Here is a 14,571-nt window from a genome sequence, read left to right on the forward strand (position 1 = left end):
GCATGATGTCAGTGTGACATCAATGAATTTACATGGCATTTTATTGGGGTCAAGGTCCGGCGCTTGCCGCCGATAATGTACCTATACGACTGCACACCCTCTCAACGCGCCTGCGGCGTGTACACCAGGAGCTTTTAATGGCCGGCATTCTCGACACGGTAGATCAACGCACGCAATTGGTGGGTGAGAATCGCCTGGAAATTCTCATGTTCCGCCTCTTCGGTCGGCAGTTGTTCGCGATCAACGTGTTCAAAGTGCAGGAAGTGCTGCAGTTACCCAAGCTGACCCTGATGCCCCAGCGCCACCCATTCGTGTGCGGGGTGGTCAACCTGCGTGGCCAGACCTTGCCGGTGATCGACTTGTCCCAGGCCATCGGTATGCGCCCTTTGGTGCCGGGGCCCAACAGCACCATCATCGTCACCGAATACAACCGTTCGGTGCAGGCGTTTCTGGTGGGCGGCGTTGACCGCATCGTCAACATGAACTGGGAAGCCATCCTGCCGCCGCCGACCAGCGCCGGTCGCCAGCACTACCTCACGGCCATCAGCAAGGTCGACGACCAGTTGGTGGAAATCATCGACGTGGAAAAAGTCCTCGCCGAGATCGTGCCCTATAACGCCAAGGTCTCGCGGGAAAAACTCGAAGACCCGGTGCTCGAACGTGCCCGTGGTCGCGAAGTGCTGCTGGTGGACGACTCCAACGTGGCCCTGTCGCAGTTGCGCGATACCCTGGGACAGTTGGGGGTGAAGATGCACATCGCCAGCGACGGTCTCAAGGCGTTGAACATGCTCAAAGCCTGGGCCGACAGCGGCCAGGTGATGACCGACAAGCTGCTGATGATCTTCACCGACGCCGAAATGCCCGAGATGGACGGCTACCGCCTCACCACCGAAATCCGCAACGACCCGCGCCTGCGCGGCCTCTATGTGGTGCTGCACACTTCGCTGTCGGGCAGCTTCAATGAGTCAATGGTGAAGAAGGTCGGCTGCGACAATTTCCTCTCCAAATTCCAGCCGGACAAGCTGGTGGATGTGGTGCGCGAGCGACTGATGTTGGACGAAGTGCCCGCCTGACTTTAGGATGACACTTTGTTTCCCAGGAAGGCAGGCCCATGCTTCGTCTCAGCGCGTTGTACCGTTACCCCCTCAAATCCGGCAAGGCCGAAGCCTTGCAGCACATAGGCCTGGATAAACTCGGCCTGCAAGGGGATCGACGTTGGATGCTGGTGGACGAAGCCAGTGGGCGGTTCCTGACGCAGCGGGCGGTGGCGAAGATGAGCCAACTGTCGGCGCTGTGGAACGACGCGGGGGGCCTGACCTTGAGTTCGCCGGGCTACTCATCGTTGGAGGTGGCGTTGCCGGAGGGTGCCAGTGAACTGCGCGGCGTGACCATCTGGCGCGACACCCTGCGCGTACCCGATGCTGGCGATGAGGCGGCCGCCTGGGTCAGCGAGTTTATCGGCAAGCCTACGCGCCTGGTACAGCTTCCCCTGGAACGTGCGCGCACCACCGAAGCCGGCTACGGCAAGGATGACGACAAGGTCGGCTTTGCCGACGGCTACCCGCTGTTACTGATCGGCCAAGGCTCCCTGGATGACTTGTGTGAGAAGATCGGCCGCCCGATGGAGATGCTGCGTTTTCGTCCCAACCTGGTGATCGAAGGCGCCCAAGCCTTTGCCGAGGATGGCTGGAAGCGCTTGCGCATCGGCGATGTGGAGTTCCGGGTGGTCAAGCCGTGCTCGCGTTGCATCCTCACCACCATTGATCCCCGCACCGGCGAGCGCAGCCCCGACCGCGAACCCTTCGCGACGCTGGAGACCTATCGCAAGACCGAGAAGGGCGCGATGTTCGGCCAGAACCTGGTCAACGATGGCATCGGCCACTTGGAAGTCGGGATGCCGGTGACGGTCCTGGAATAAAAAATGCCCGTCTCGCTGGAGACGGGCATTTTTGTTTACCGGTGATACTTAGCCGCGGTATTCACACAGGTAAGCGGTGTCTACGGCGACCTTCAACTGGAACTTGCTGTTGGCCGGTACGTTGAACTGGCTGCCGGCGGCGAAGGTTTCCCACTCGGCGTTGGGCAGTTTGACGATCAGGGCGCCGCAGACCACATGCATGATTTCACGCTGGGCGGTACCGAATTCGTATTCACCCGGAGCCATCACGCCGATGGTCGCCGGACCTTCTGCAGTGCCGAAAGCGATCGACTTGACGGTGCCGTCGAAGTACTCGTTGACTTTGAACATGGGTGAATCCTCGGAAAAAGGGTCTGGAAAGGTCGGCCAGTATGCCCAAGCCCACGGGAGCTGCCTAGACCGGCAAAATCAACGGTAACAGGCGTGCGGTGTTACGCGCGTCTTCCAGGGCGCGATGCTGTTGGCCATTGAACTGCATCCCCGCCAATTGCAGCGCACCATTGAGCCCCAGTGGTTTGTCCAGGCGCCGGGCCTTGGCAAAGCGTTGCTTGAGGTTCACATGGGGCGTTTGCCCCAGGGCGCTGGACAGGCCATGGCGCTGCCATTCGAGTTCAAGTTGCACGCGATCGTAATCACCCCAGCTGGCCCAGCCTTCCAGGCGTGCCTGGTGCTGGCCCAGCCAGCGCTCGAACAGCGGCCACACTTCGGTGATCGGTGTGGCTGCGTCGATATTGGCTTGGGTGATATGGGTCAGCTTGCGGCAAAAGGGCGTCAGCAAAGGCCGTCGCAGTGGCCGCACAAAGCGCTGAAAGTGATCCAGTTCGCGGCCCTGGCGGTTGACCAGGCTGGCGCCGATCTCGATGACTTCCATCTCTGTCACGGGCCAACCGCCGTCATCCGTTGTGGCTTCAAGGTCAATAATCAGCCAATGAGGCATGGTGCAGGTTCCCGTACTCGTCCCTTTCTGATGGGGATAGAGCGTAGCCCGGCCCTGTAGTTCCGCCTAGGGGCGTTATTCGATCTGTAGCAAAACCTGACGATTGCGCACCTGATCGCCCGCCATGACCTGCACCGCCTTGACGATGCCGTCGATCCCGGCCTTCAACGGGTGCTCCATTTTCATCGCTTCGAGCACCAGCAACAGTTGGCCTTTGGTGACTGTGTCGCCGACGCTGACCTGGATATCGACAATGGCGCCATCCATCGGCGCCTTGACCGTGCCACTGCTGGCATCCACCTGGCGGCTGGCGACCTGCTGGGTGCGGTTGGTCACCTTCACGCCGGGTAGCCACAGTTGGTTATCGTCGATGTAGTAGGCGGTACGCCGGCGGATGCCATTGAGCACCCAGGTGGCCCAGCGACCGTCGGTGGTGAGTTGCAGGTCGTCGGCACTCACGGTGTGGGTTTGGCCATTGACCTCCAGGCGGTAGGTGCACGGCACATTGGCGGTGTTGCGCCATCCCGCCAGGCCTTGGGGATGCTGGCCGGCGCTGTGCCGGTAAAACAGCGCTGCGGCCAGGCTGAGCTGTTCAGTCGATGGCGCCTGGGGCGATAGCTGGCCGAAGTGTTCGGCGATAAAGGCGGTGCTAAAATCGCCGGCGATAAAACCCGGCTGCTTGAGCAAATCAACCAAAAACCGCTGATTGGTGGTGACACCCAGTAGCACGGTGTCTTCCACGGCCCGCAGCAACTTTCGGCGAGCTTCTTCGCGAGTGGCGCCGTGGGCGATGATCTTGCCCAGCATCGGGTCGTAGAACGGGCTGATGGTTTCGTCTTCGCGTAGGCCATGGTCGATGCGCACGCAGGCGGCAGGCTCCCAGCGCAGCACCTCACCGGTTTGCGGCAGGAAGCCCTGGGCCGGGTCTTCGGCGTACAGGCGCACTTCCATGGCGTGGCCGCTCAGCACCACATCGGCTTGTGCCAGCGGCAGCGGCTGGCCGGCGGCGATGTGCAGTTGCCAGGCCACCAGGTCGAGGCCGGTGGTCAGCTCGGTCACCGGGTGTTCGACTTGCAGGCGCGTGTTCATTTCCAGGAAATAAAACCGGCCATTGCGGTCGAGCAGAAACTCCACGGTACCGGCGCCGACGTAGCTCACCGCCCGCCCGGCCTTGAGCGCCGCGTCGCCCATGGCCTGGCGCAGTTCGGGCGTCATCACGGGGCAGGGCGCTTCTTCGATGACTTTCTGATGGCGGCGCTGGATCGAGCAGTCGCGCTCGCCCAGGTAGATCAGGTTGCCATGGCGATCGCCGAACACTTGCACCTCAACGTGGCGCGGGTCGATCAGGGCCTGCTCAAGAATCAGTTCGTCGCTGCCAAAAGCGTTCATTGCCTCGGAGCGCGCAGTGCGCAGTTGCTCCAGCAGCTGTTCAGGTTGGTGTACCAGGCGCATGCCACGCCCGCCGCCACCGGCGCTGGCCTTGATCATCAGCGGGAAGCCGATGCGCTCGGCTTCCTGTTGCAGCGTGGCGTCGTCCTGGGCGCTGCCTTGGTAACCGGCGATACAGGGCACACCGGCGTCGAGCATGGCGATCTTCGACAGGCGCTTGCTGCCCATCAGCTCGATGGCTTCGCTGCTGGGGCCGATGAAAACGATATGGGCGTTCTGGCAGGCGCGGGCGAAGTCGGGGTTTTCCGAAAGGAAGCCGTAGCCTGGGTGGATGGCGTCGGCGCCGGTGCGTCGGGCGGCGTCGAGGATGGCGGTGATGTTCAGGTATGACTGTTGTACGGGAGCCGGGCCGATATTCACGGCTTCGTCGGCCATCTGCACGTGCAGGGCATGGGTGTCGGCGTCGCTGTACACGGCCACGGTGCGGTAGCCCAAGGCTTGGGCAGTGCGCTGGATACGGCAGGCGATTTCGCCGCGGTTGGCGATCAGGATTTTAGTGAAGGCGGGCATTGGGTTATCCCTTACTGGATGTGGCGTGTGTTGGGGCCTCTTCGCAGGCAAGCCAGCTCCCACATTTGAAATGTGTTCCCCTGTGGGAGCTGGCTTGCCTGCGATGGCGTCATCGAGACCAACCCGGCTTTCGCTTCTGCACAAACGCCTGCGTCCCCTCAATCCCTTCATCGCTTCTCACCGCCTCGGCAAACCACTGCGCCCCGCGGTCCAGTACTGCATCAAGCGGCTCATCCACGCTTGCCAGCAACAGGGATTTGGTTCGCGCATTGGCCCCCGGCGCGCACTGCAATACCTGCCCCAACACTTCATCCAGCCGCTGCGCCAGTGCCTGGGCATCGTGCTCGACAAAATGCACCACGCCCAAACGGCCAGCCTCGATCCCATCAAACCGCGCCGCCGTCAGCGCCAGCCGCCGTGCCTGGGTCAAGCCGATGCGCTTGACCACAAACGGCGCTATCTGCGCCGGCAACAACCCCAGGCTGGTCTCCGGCAAGCCGAACTGCGCCTTGTGTTCGGCGATCGCAATATCACTCACACAGGCCAACCCAAACCCACCGCCCAGCACCGCGCCTTGCAGCACTGCGATCACCACCTGCGGCAGCGCTTGCACCTCTTGCAGCAAGGTGCCAAACGCGCGGTTCAACGCGTGTAACTGATCCCCCGCGCCGACCAGGTCCTTCACATCGGCACCGGCGCAGAAATGTCCCCCCGCACCGCTGATCACCACGGCGCGTACCTGGCTGTCCAATTGCGCCAGTACTGCATGCAGTTCCTTGACCATGGCCAGGCTCATTGCATTGCGGCATTCGGGCCGGTTGAGGGTGATATGCAGCACGCCGTTATGGGCTTCCAGCAGCAGGGTACTCATGGCTTTTTACCTGGCAGGGTGCCCATCAGTTTGCAGATGATGCCCAGCATGATTTCGTCGGCACCGCCGCCAATCGATACCAGGCGCACGTCGCGGTAGGCGCGGGCCACCGGGTTGTCCCACATGAAGCCCATGCCGCCCCAATATTGCAGGCAACTGTCGCTGACCTCACGGCCCAGGCGTCCGGCCTTGAGCTTGGCCATGGACGCCAGGCGAGTCACATCCTGGCCCTTGATGTACTGCTCGGTAGCCTGGTAGACCAACGCACGCAGACACTCGATTTCGGTGGCCAGTTCGGCCAGGCGGAAGTGGATCACCTGGTTGTCGATCAGCGCCTTGCCGAAGGTCTGGCGCTCTTTGCAGTATTCGATGGTGCTGTCGATGCAGTACTCCAGGCCCTTGATCATATTGGCCGCGCCAAACAGACGTTCTTCCTGGAACTGCAACATCTGCATCATGAAGCCTGCGCCTTCATGGCCGATGCGGTTGCGCTGCGGCACACGCACGCCGTCGAAGAACACCTGGGCGGTTTCGGAGCTGTGCATGCCGAGCTTTTCCAGGGGCGGGCTGACGCTGATGCCCGGCGTGTTCATCGGCACCATGATCAGCGACTTGTTGATATGCGGCTTGTCATCGGAGGTGTTGGCGAGCAGGCAGATAAAGTCGGCGCTGGGCGAGTTGGTGATCCACATCTTGCTGCCGTTGATCACATAGTCGTTGCCGTCTTTACGCGCATGGGTCTTGAGCCCGGCCACGTCGGAGCCGGCGCCGGTTTCCGACACGCCGATGCAGCCGACCTGTTCACCGCTGATGGCCGGGCGCAGGAACTCCTCGCGCAATTCATCGGAGCCGAAGCGGGCCAGGGCCGGGGTGCACATGTCGGTCTGCACGCCGATGGACATGGGGATGCCGCCACAGCGGATGCTGCCGAATTCTTCGGCGGCGACGATGGAGTAGCTGTAATCCAGGCCCATGCCGCCGAACTGCTCCGGCTTGGAAATGCCCAGCAGGCCCAGCTCGCCGGCCTTGCGGAAGATTTCGTGGATGGGAAAGCGCCCGGCTTTTTCCCACTCGTCGACATGGGGGTTGATCTCGCGGTCGACGAAGGCGCGCACGGTGCGGCGCAGTTCCTGATGTTCCTGGGTGAAGATCATTTTTATTGTTCTCCTGATTAGAATCGCGCCACACCAAAGCTGTTCGGTTGCAGTTGCCTTAGTTCAGCCTCATGGCAAATATCCAGCAGGAACCCAAGCAAGGTGCGGGTATCCCGTGGATCGATCAACCCGTCATCCCACAGATTGGCGCTGCCGTAGAGCGCGGTGGACTGGCTGTCGAGCTTCTGCGCGGTGACCTGTTCGAGCATGTCCAGCACCTTTGGGTCGGGCACCAAGCCGTCCTTCAACTGCTTGGCCTCGGTGACGATGCGCAGCACCTTGCCGGCTTGCGCGCCACCCATGACCGCTGTGCGGCTGTTGGGCCAGGCGAAGATAAAGCGGGGGTCAAGGCCGCGCCCGCACATCGCATAGTTACCGGCACCGTAGGAGCCACCGACCACCACCGTGAGTTTAGGCACGCGGGCGTTGGCCACCGCCTGAATCATCTTTGCACCGTGCTTGATCACCCCTTGCTGTTCGGACTCGGTGCCGACCATGAAACCGGTGGTGTTGTGCAGGAACAGCAGCGGCGTACGGCTCTGATCACACAGCTGGATAAACTGCGCGGCCTTGCTTGCGCCCTTCGGCGTGATGGGGCCGTTGTTGCCGATCACACCAACGGCGCGGCCCTGGATATGCAGATGGCCGCAGACGGTATGGGCGTCGAACTCGTTTTTGAACTCCAGGAAATGAGAGGCGTCGGCCAGGCGCGCGAGGATTTCGCGCACGTCGTAGGGCTTTTTCGGATCATCGGGGATCAGCCCCAGCAACTCGTCGATGGGGTACAGCGGCTCGGCATAGGCGTTTTTTACCGCCGGCGGCTGCCGGTCATTCCACGGCAGCAGGCCGACAATTTCTCGCACGATACGCACGCCATCGGCATCATTTTCCGCCAGGTATTCAGCGGTGCCGGCGGTTTGCGCGTGCATCTGCGCACCGCCCAAATCTTCGTCGCTGGCGACTTCGCCGGTGGCGGCCTTGAGCAGTGGTGGCCCGGCAAGGAACAGCTTGGCCTTGCCGCGTACCACCACCACGTAATCCGACAAGCCCGGCTGATACGCACCGCCTGCCGTGGCCGAGCCATGCACCACGGTGATTTGCGGCAGGCCCATCGCCGACATGCGCGCCTGGTTGGCAAAGCTGCGCGCACCTTCGACGAAAATCTCGGCGGCATAATTGAGGTTGGCGCCGCCGCTTTCGGCGAGGGTCACCACCGGCAGTTTGTTCTCCATGGCGATCTGTTGCAGGCGCAGGGATTTCTTCAGGCCCGAGGGGGAAATGGTGCCGCCCTTGATCGCGCTGTTGTTGGCCACCACCAACATGCGCACGCCGCTGACATAGCCGATGCCGGCGATCAGCCCGCCACCGGCGGCGCTGCCGTCCTTGTCGTCGTGGAGTTTGTAGCCGGCCAGGCTGGCCAGTTCCAGAAACGGCGCGCCCGGGTCGAGCAGCAGGTTGAGGCGCTCGCGGGGCAGCAATTGGCCGCGCTTGTCGAACTTGGGCCTGGCCTCCTCAGCCTTGGCCAGCAGGTTGTGTTCCAGTTGATGTAACTGGGCGATGGCGGCCAGCATCGCGGCGCGATTCTGTGCGAACTGTGGGCTGTGGGGATCGACCAGGGTTTCAATCGTCGGCATCGCGTTATTGCTCCGTCTTGAGCACATCCGGCAGATAGGCACGGTGGAACCCATTGAAGGGTTGGCTCGGCGCCTGTGCCTTGTGCAGCGGCCATGCCCGACTGCCCAGGCTGGCGGCACCGTCGATGCGCAGCGTGCTGCCGCTGACAAAGGCCGCGGCCGGGCTGAGTAGAAAAACGATGGCCGCGCTGACTTCCGACTCGGTGCCGATGCGTTTGAGCGGCACATGCTCGCGCAAGGTGGGGATCACGGCCTTGAACGCGCCTTCATAGGTGTCCATGCCGCTGGAGGCGATCCAGCCGGGCGCCACGGCGTTGACGCGCACCCCGGCATAGCCCCATTCAAACGCGGCGGTCTTGGTGAAATTATCCATGCCCGCGCGCGCTGCGCCGGAATGGCCCATGCCGGGCATACCGCCCCACATGTCGGCGAGCATGTTGACGATTGATCCACCGTGCTTGCTCATCGACTGGTTGAACACTTCCCGCGCCACCAGGAAACCACCCACCAGGTTGGTGCGCAGTACGGTTTCAAAGCCCTTTTGGTTGATGGCGGCCAGGGGCGAGGGGTATTGGCCGCCGGCATTATTGACCAGGCCATGGATGGGGCCATGGTCGTGCAGGATCTGCGTGACCAGCGCTTTCACCGCTTCTTCATCACGAATATCACAGACATGCCAATGGGCGACGCCGCCATCTTCGGCAATTTCCGCTGCGACCTTCTGCAGCTTTTCCGCCTTGCGGCCCACCAGGATCACGCGAGCGCCCAGGGCCGCCAGCTCATGGGCGGTGCAGCGGCCAATGCCACTGCCGCCTCCGGTGACAATCACGGTTTGCCCCTGGAACAGGTCGGCTTTGAAGATCGAGTCGAAGGCCACGGCAACGGTCCTTTAGGTGAGTTGGTCGGCAATGTGTTGCGGCACGGCGATGGGGATTTCCAGCAGTTGCTGGGCAAAGGCTTTGCCTTGCGGGTCGATGCGCAGGCTGGCGATACCGCCGCCGCCCAGGGCATTTTCCAGCAGGAAATTCAGGCTGTGGCTGCCGGGCAGATACCAGCGCTCGACGCGGCCGTGAAGGGGGTCGAGCACGTGGCTCATCCAGTCGACGATCACCTCCCGGGTCAGCGTTTCGGCGATCCATGGCAGGTAGTCGGGGTGGCGGGCGATCACGCCGATATTGCTGTGGTTGCCCTTGTCACCGGAGCGCGCCACGGCGAGTTTTACCAGGGGCACGCTGGCGTCGGCGCGGCCTTGGGGTTTGGGCGGTTCGATGGGGGCAGCGGGCGTGCGTAGGGGGAGCGCGGCGGGCAGCTCGACGGCGTGGCGTTGGCCTTGATAATCGACGCTCACTGCACAGGCCGCCTTGTCGATCAGGAACGAAAACAGCCGAATCAACGGGTAGACCGTCGGCCGCCCGCCGACGATGCCGGTGAGCCCCGGTGCCATGCCCGTGGCCGCTTGCGCGATCTCGCGGGCGAACAGCACCAGGGCCTGTTTGCTCGGGTGCCTCACGGCCAGTTTCATCACCACTTCGCGGCAATCCTCACGCCGGGCATGGGCGCCGTAGGTGGCTTCGCTGCCCAGCAGCTCAATGTTCACGTCGGTGTAGGGCGCCCAACCGCGTTGGTTGAACAGTTGCTCGGTCTTGTTGATGATCGCCTGGCTGACCCGCTCGGCCTTGGCCACCGCGTCGATCCCGGCAAGCAGACAACTGGCGGTACAGCGGAAACCATCAGGATAGGTGGCGCTGACCTTGTACCGATCGGTGGGTGGTAGCCCCTTGGCGCCGTGCACACGCACTGAATGCTTGCCTTGCTGCTGCAACTTGACCTGGCTGAAATCGCAGATCACATCCGGCAGCAGATAGGCGCGCGGATCAGCGATTTCATACAGCAGCTGTTCGGCCACGCTGAGTTCACTGATCAGGCCGCCGCTGCCTTCGACTTTGTTGACGGTGAACTGGCCGTCGGCGCTGACTTCGACGATGGGGAAGCCGATGTGCTCGTAGTCCGGTACGTCGCGCCAATCGGTGAAGTTGCCGCCGGTGCACTGGGCACCGCATTCGATGATATGCCCGGCCAGGGCGGCCTGGGCCAGATGATCGTAGTCCTGCCATGACCAGTTGAACTCATGCACCAGGGCCGCGCTGACCACCGCGCTGTCGACTACCCGGCCGGTGATGACGATATCGGCGCCGAGCCCCAGGGCCTGGGCAATCCCCGGCGCGCCGAGGTAGGCATTGGCGGACACGCACAAAGGTGGCAGCGGGGCGCCATTGAACATGTCGGTGACGTTGGGCAGGTGTTTGAGTTGGGGGTGCAGGTCATCGCCGAGCAGCACCGCGATTTTCAGCGCAATGCCGGCCTGGTCGCAGGCCGCTTGCAGGGCGGCGGCGCAGGCCTGGGGGTTGATGCCGCCGGCATTGCTGATCACGCGGATGCCCTGGCGTTGGAGATCCGCCAGCAAGGGCGTGAGGACCTCGACAAAGTCCGTGGCGTAACCGGCTTTGGGGTCTTTCATGCGTGCTCCGGCGAGAATCGACATGGTGACTTCCGCCAGGTAGTCGAACACCAGGTAATCCAGGGCGCCGCCGTGCACTAATTGAGCGGCCGCCGTGCAGGTGTCGCCCCAGAAGGCGCTGGCGCAGCCGATACGAACCGTTTTGCTCATGAGAAATCCGTCCTCCAGGGGCTGGTGTCGAGACTACCAAGCAAGCGCTTGGTTTGTAAACTGTGCGCACAAGTTTTACCCAAGCGCTTGCTTGGGTGGCGGCCACGGCCTAAATTGCCGCCCAAGATGTCAGCACAAGTGAAGGAGAGCAGCATGGATGAGCACAAAGCCCTGGGGGTGATGCGCGCCATGGTCGCCGGTGGCCGATTGACCGACCCCGAGAGCGCCCGGGGCAAATTGCTGCAAACCGCGGCTCACCTGTTTCGCAACAAGGGTTTTGAGCGCACTACCGTGCGTGACCTTGCCAGCGCCGTGGGCATACAGTCGGGCAGCATCTTTCATCATTTCAAGAGCAAGGACGAGATTCTGCGGGCGGTGATGGAAGAAACCATCCACTACAACACCGCAATGATGCGCGCCGCGCTGGAAGAGGCGAGCACTGTACGCGAGCGTGTGCTGGCGCTGATTCGCTGCGAGTTGCAGTCGATCATGGGCGGCAGCGGCGAGGCCATGGCGGTGCTGGTCTACGAATGGCGTTCGCTGTCGGCCGAGGGCCAGGCCCAGGTGCTGGCCTTGCGCGACGTTTATGAAGATATCTGGTTGCAGGTATTGGGTGAGGCCAAGACCGCCGGGTATATCCGCGGTGACGTGTTTATTACTCGGCGTTTCCTGACGGGCGCGTTGTCCTGGACCACTACCTGGTTCCGTACCCAGGGCAGCCTGACCCTTGAAGAATTGGCCGAAGAGGCCCTGCTGATGGTGTTAAAGGCGGATTGAGGTGCACGCTATTAATTTGAGGGCGAACGTTGTCTCCCCCGATAAAAACGCCTAGCTTAGCGCCATCAGAATATTCAACGGTGTGTGCCTCGATGTTTTCGCCATGGCGGCTGGCTGCAGGACTTGCATTATGGGCACTGGGCAGCGCCGTGTGGACGCAGGCGGGCGCTGCGCAATTGGTGAGGATCGGCGCGGCGCACTTTCCGCCTTACACCGTACGTCCTGAACAAGGTGCCGACACCGGTTTGCTGCCGCAATTGATCGAGGCCCTGAACGCTGCGCAAACCGACTACCAGTTTGTATTGGTACCCACATCTATTCCCCGGCGTTTCCGTGATTTCGAGCAAGGCCGGGTCGACATGGCAATTTTCGAGAATCCGTCCTGGGGCTGGCGGGATATTGCCCATACCAGCGTCGACATGGGCCTGGAAGACGCAGAAATCTTCGTCGCCCAACGCCAGCCCGGTCGCGACGAAAGCTATTTTGCCGACCTTGCCGGCAAGCGCCTGGCAGTCTTCAGCGGCTATCACTACGCGTTTGCGGGCTTCAACCCTGACCCCAGGAACATGGCCCAGCACTTCAACGCCACCTTGACCTATTCCCATGACAGCAACCTGCTGATGGTTGCGCGTGGGCGGGCCGATATTGCCTTGGTGACGCGTTCGTACCTGAGTGATTTTCTGGTGCGCAATGTGGACATGGCCAGGCAATTTCTGGTGTCCGAGCGCATTGACCAGGTGTATCACCATTACGCGTTGCTGCGGCCCAAGGCACCGATCACGGCTGAGGCGTTTTCCGCACTGCTCAAGGGCTTGCGGGACAATGGGCAGATGCTGAAGATTTTCGAGCCGTATCGTATTGATCTGACGCCAGTGCCTTGAGACCGAAGAGGCAAAATAAACTGCCTGTGTAGGAGCGAGCTTGCTCGCGAAAAACGTCAACGATAACGCAGGCTTCCTGAATGAACGCGGCGCCTGTGTGTTTTTCGCGAGCAAGCTCGCTCCTACAGTTTGTTTCTGCCGCGCTCAAACCCTGCGTGCAAACGTATCGCTGTGGCTGCCCGACACCTTGCGGCAATGCACCAGCGCATCGCGAATCATGAAGTTCACCAATGTCGGCGAAACCCCCAATTCCTTGGCGATATCCTTTTGCGGCACGCCATGCAGGCGGTACATCTCGAACGCATAGCGGGTGCGCTGGGGCAGTTCCGTCAGGGCGTCGGCGATGTTTTCCAGGGTGTTGAAATTGATATGGGAGGTTTCCGGTGAAGCGCCGTGAATGACCACATTCAAGCCTTCCTCTTCGGTCCCCGAGTATTTGAGCTCCAGGGCCTGCTTGCGGTAATGATCGATCGCCAGGTTGCGCACGATCTGGAACAGGTAACTCAGTTGGGCCTTGAACGATGAAGTGATCGTCGGCGCTGACTGCAATCGGAAGTAGGCGTCCTGTACCACGTCTTCGGCACGGGAACGGCACCCGGTAATGCGAGCGGCGATCTTCACCAATATCAGTCGATTATCGACGAACGCCTGCAGAAGGGGTGAGTCGCACCTGCCTGTGGATACTTGTTCCGTCATGGAAATCACCTTGTCGCAAAAGAGGTTAGGGGAGGGCGTCCTTGCTGAGGCCTCCTACACATCGGGCAACAAATTATGCTGAATGATAATGATTGTCAAATGAGAAGGCGAACTAATCTTATGCCTTTGTGGAAGGTGTGAACCACGTCTCGCTCGCCCCCTGCGACTAATTATTTGCCGGGGCCGTCCGTTCTTCTGGGTGACAGGCTTGTTAACAAACGGCCAAGGATCAGCACCCGCAGGAGGAGCAGATGGGTTTTTATCGTGCATTGGGCATGTGTCAGTTTGGAGTGCTTGCGTGATGAATACGCCTGCCCGGCTGCGTCTGTTTTGCCTGCCCCACTCAGGCGCCAGCGCCTCGGTCTATGCTCGCTGGCGCCGCGTCCTGCCGGATTGGTTGCAGGTATGCCCGCTGGAATTACCCGGGCGCGGCAGGCGCATGGACGAGCCGTTGCAGCGCGATATCAAGGCTCTGGCGGCGCAATTGGCTGAGGAAATCAGCCGTGATCTCGACGGCCCTTATGCCTTGTTCGGCCACAGCCTGGGTGGGCTGTTGGCGTTTGAGTTGGCCCATGCCTTGAGCGCGCGCAATGTGCCTGCGCCCCTGGCGTTATTTGCTTCAGGCACGGCTGGCCCGGCGCGGCGCGATGTCAGCGAATACGCCATCGAGAAGTCCGATGCCCAACTGATCGCCCGCCTGCGCGAATTGCAGGGCACTACCGAAGAAGCCCTGGCTAGCCCCGAGTTGATGCAGTTGATGTTGCCGATCCTGCGCGCCGACTTCCTGCTGTGCGGCAGCTTCATCTACGGCGAGCGCGAGCCGCTTGGCCTGCCAATCCATGTGTTTGGCGGCAAGCAGGACAGCGTACGCGCCGACCAGTTGCTCGACTGGCAACTCGACGCCGCCAGCGGTTTCTCCCTGGACATGTTCGACGGCCATCACTTCTTTCTCGTACAGCACGAAAGCGCCGTATTGCGCTGCCTGCGGCGCTATGCCGACGAGCATCTGGCGCGCTGGCGCATTGGCGCGGCACGGCAACTTGCCGCCGGCTGAACCTCACCGACTTCCCGAATTT

14 protein-coding genes and 1 pseudogene are annotated in these 14,571 nt (G+C 61.8%); 6 read left to right on the forward strand and 9 right to left on the reverse strand.

The window, feature by feature from the left end:
- Positions 1 to 137: 137 nt before the first annotated feature.
- Positions 138 to 1,073, forward strand: a complete 936-nt coding sequence (locus QMK52_RS15770) for a chemotaxis protein CheV (protein WP_005790014.1) — start codon at positions 138 to 140, stop codon at positions 1,071 to 1,073.
- A 38-nt stretch (positions 1,074 to 1,111) separates the two neighbouring features.
- On the forward strand, positions 1,112 to 1,918 hold the full coding sequence (locus QMK52_RS15775; RefSeq protein WP_005790011.1) for an MOSC domain-containing protein: 807 nt from the start codon (positions 1,112 to 1,114) through the stop codon (positions 1,916 to 1,918).
- A 48-nt stretch (positions 1,919 to 1,966) separates the two neighbouring features.
- On the opposite strand, the gene QMK52_RS15780 is transcribed toward QMK52_RS15775, so the two are convergent.
- From QMK52_RS15780 to QMK52_RS15815, 8 genes are all read right to left on the reverse strand, one after another.
- The gene (locus tag QMK52_RS15780) at positions 1,967 to 2,248 is read right to left on the reverse strand and encodes a pyrimidine/purine nucleoside phosphorylase (RefSeq protein WP_005790009.1); all 282 of its coding nucleotides are present in this window, start codon (positions 2,246 to 2,248) and stop codon (positions 1,967 to 1,969) included.
- Between the two features lie 64 nt (positions 2,249 to 2,312).
- Positions 2,313 to 2,855: an exonuclease domain-containing protein gene (locus QMK52_RS15785; protein WP_005790007.1), complete on the reverse strand. Its 543-nt coding sequence runs from the start codon at positions 2,853 to 2,855 to the stop codon at positions 2,313 to 2,315.
- A gap of 75 nt (positions 2,856 to 2,930) precedes the next feature.
- Positions 2,931 to 4,814: an acetyl/propionyl/methylcrotonyl-CoA carboxylase subunit alpha gene (locus QMK52_RS15790; protein WP_320403053.1), complete on the reverse strand. Its 1,884-nt coding sequence runs from the start codon at positions 4,812 to 4,814 to the stop codon at positions 2,931 to 2,933.
- A gap of 109 nt (positions 4,815 to 4,923) precedes the next feature.
- The gene (locus QMK52_RS15795) at positions 4,924 to 5,685 is read right to left on the reverse strand and encodes an enoyl-CoA hydratase/isomerase family protein (RefSeq protein WP_320403054.1); all 762 of its coding nucleotides are present in this window, start codon (positions 5,683 to 5,685) and stop codon (positions 4,924 to 4,926) included.
- Positions 5,682 to 6,839: a citronellyl-CoA dehydrogenase gene (gene atuD / locus QMK52_RS15800; protein ID WP_320403055.1), complete on the reverse strand. Its 1,158-nt coding sequence runs from the start codon at positions 6,837 to 6,839 to the stop codon at positions 5,682 to 5,684. The genes QMK52_RS15795 and atuD overlap by 4 nt, the downstream gene beginning before the upstream one ends.
- A gap of 17 nt (positions 6,840 to 6,856) precedes the next feature.
- Entirely contained in the window at positions 6,857 to 8,473 is a 1,617-nt protein-coding gene (gene atuC, locus QMK52_RS15805; protein ID WP_320403056.1) for a geranyl-CoA carboxylase subunit beta, read from the reverse strand.
- Between the two features lie 4 nt (positions 8,474 to 8,477).
- A complete protein-coding gene (locus QMK52_RS15810) occupies positions 8,478 to 9,350 on the reverse strand; it encodes an SDR family oxidoreductase (protein WP_320403057.1) in 873 nt (290 codons plus the stop codon).
- Positions 9,351 to 9,362: 12 nt separating this feature from the next.
- On the reverse strand, positions 9,363 to 11,141 hold the full coding sequence (locus QMK52_RS15815; protein ID WP_005789996.1) for an acyclic terpene utilization AtuA family protein: 1,779 nt from the start codon (positions 11,139 to 11,141) through the stop codon (positions 9,363 to 9,365).
- 153 nt (positions 11,142 to 11,294) lie between these two features.
- Between QMK52_RS15815 and QMK52_RS15820 the strand changes: the two genes are divergently transcribed.
- The 3 genes and pseudogenes from QMK52_RS15820 to QMK52_RS27415 all read left to right on the forward strand — a co-directional run.
- Entirely contained in the window at positions 11,295 to 11,918 is a 624-nt protein-coding gene (locus QMK52_RS15820; RefSeq protein WP_005789994.1) for a TetR/AcrR family transcriptional regulator, read from the forward strand.
- Between the two features lie 92 nt (positions 11,919 to 12,010).
- The gene (locus QMK52_RS15825) at positions 12,011 to 12,799 is read left to right on the forward strand and encodes a substrate-binding periplasmic protein (RefSeq protein WP_005789993.1); all 789 of its coding nucleotides are present in this window, start codon (positions 12,011 to 12,013) and stop codon (positions 12,797 to 12,799) included.
- A 40-nt stretch (positions 12,800 to 12,839) separates the two neighbouring features.
- A pseudogene (locus QMK52_RS27415) lies at positions 12,840 to 12,929 on the forward strand (outer membrane lipoprotein carrier protein LolA); the annotation flags it as partial.
- Positions 12,930 to 12,943: 14 nt separating this feature from the next.
- Here QMK52_RS27415 and QMK52_RS15830 read toward each other — a convergent pair.
- Complete coding sequence (locus QMK52_RS15830; protein WP_005789991.1) at positions 12,944 to 13,495, reverse strand: RNA polymerase factor sigma-70; 552 nt, start codon at positions 13,493 to 13,495, stop codon at positions 12,944 to 12,946.
- 301 nt (positions 13,496 to 13,796) lie between these two features.
- Here QMK52_RS15830 and QMK52_RS15835 point away from each other — a divergent pair, with 301 nt between their 5' ends.
- Positions 13,797 to 14,549 (forward strand): thioesterase II family protein, encoded by a 753-nt coding sequence (locus QMK52_RS15835; protein WP_194438851.1) that lies wholly within the window; start codon positions 13,797 to 13,799, stop codon positions 14,547 to 14,549.
- The last annotated feature ends 22 nt before the right edge of the window (positions 14,550 to 14,571 follow it).

This window comes from Pseudomonas sp. P9_2 (assembly GCF_034008255.1).
In the GTDB taxonomy this organism is placed as follows: Bacteria; Pseudomonadota; Gammaproteobacteria; order Pseudomonadales; family Pseudomonadaceae; genus Aquipseudomonas; species Aquipseudomonas synxantha_A.

Coding starts and splice junctions, on each gene's coding strand:
- QMK52_RS15770 (WP_005790014.1), top strand. CDS start 138: ATGGCCGGCATTCTCGACACGGTAGATCAACGCACGCAATTGGTGGGT.
- QMK52_RS15775 (WP_005790011.1), top strand. CDS start 1,112: ATGCTTCGTCTCAGCGCGTTGTACCGTTACCCCCTCAAATCCGGCAAG.
- QMK52_RS15780 (WP_005790009.1), bottom strand. CDS start 2,248: ATGTTCAAAGTCAACGAGTACTTCGACGGCACCGTCAAGTCGATCGCT.
- QMK52_RS15785 (WP_005790007.1), bottom strand. CDS start 2,855: ATGCCTCATTGGCTGATTATTGACCTTGAAGCCACAACGGATGACGGC.
- QMK52_RS15790 (WP_320403053.1), bottom strand. CDS start 4,814: ATGCCCGCCTTCACTAAAATCCTGATCGCCAACCGCGGCGAAATCGCC.
- QMK52_RS15795 (WP_320403054.1), bottom strand. CDS start 5,685: ATGAGTACCCTGCTGCTGGAAGCCCATAACGGCGTGCTGCATATCACC.
- atuD (WP_320403055.1), bottom strand. CDS start 6,839: ATGATCTTCACCCAGGAACATCAGGAACTGCGCCGCACCGTGCGCGCC.
- atuC (WP_320403056.1), bottom strand. CDS start 8,473: ATGCCGACGATTGAAACCCTGGTCGATCCCCACAGCCCACAGTTCGCA.
- QMK52_RS15815 (WP_005789996.1), bottom strand. CDS start 11,141: ATGAGCAAAACGGTTCGTATCGGCTGCGCCAGCGCCTTCTGGGGCGAC.
- QMK52_RS15820 (WP_005789994.1), top strand. CDS start 11,295: ATGGATGAGCACAAAGCCCTGGGGGTGATGCGCGCCATGGTCGCCGGT.
- QMK52_RS15825 (WP_005789993.1), top strand. CDS start 12,011: ATGTTTTCGCCATGGCGGCTGGCTGCAGGACTTGCATTATGGGCACTG.
- QMK52_RS15830 (WP_005789991.1), bottom strand. CDS start 13,495: ATGACGGAACAAGTATCCACAGGCAGGTGCGACTCACCCCTTCTGCAG.
- QMK52_RS15835 (WP_194438851.1), top strand. CDS start 13,797: ATGAATACGCCTGCCCGGCTGCGTCTGTTTTGCCTGCCCCACTCAGGC.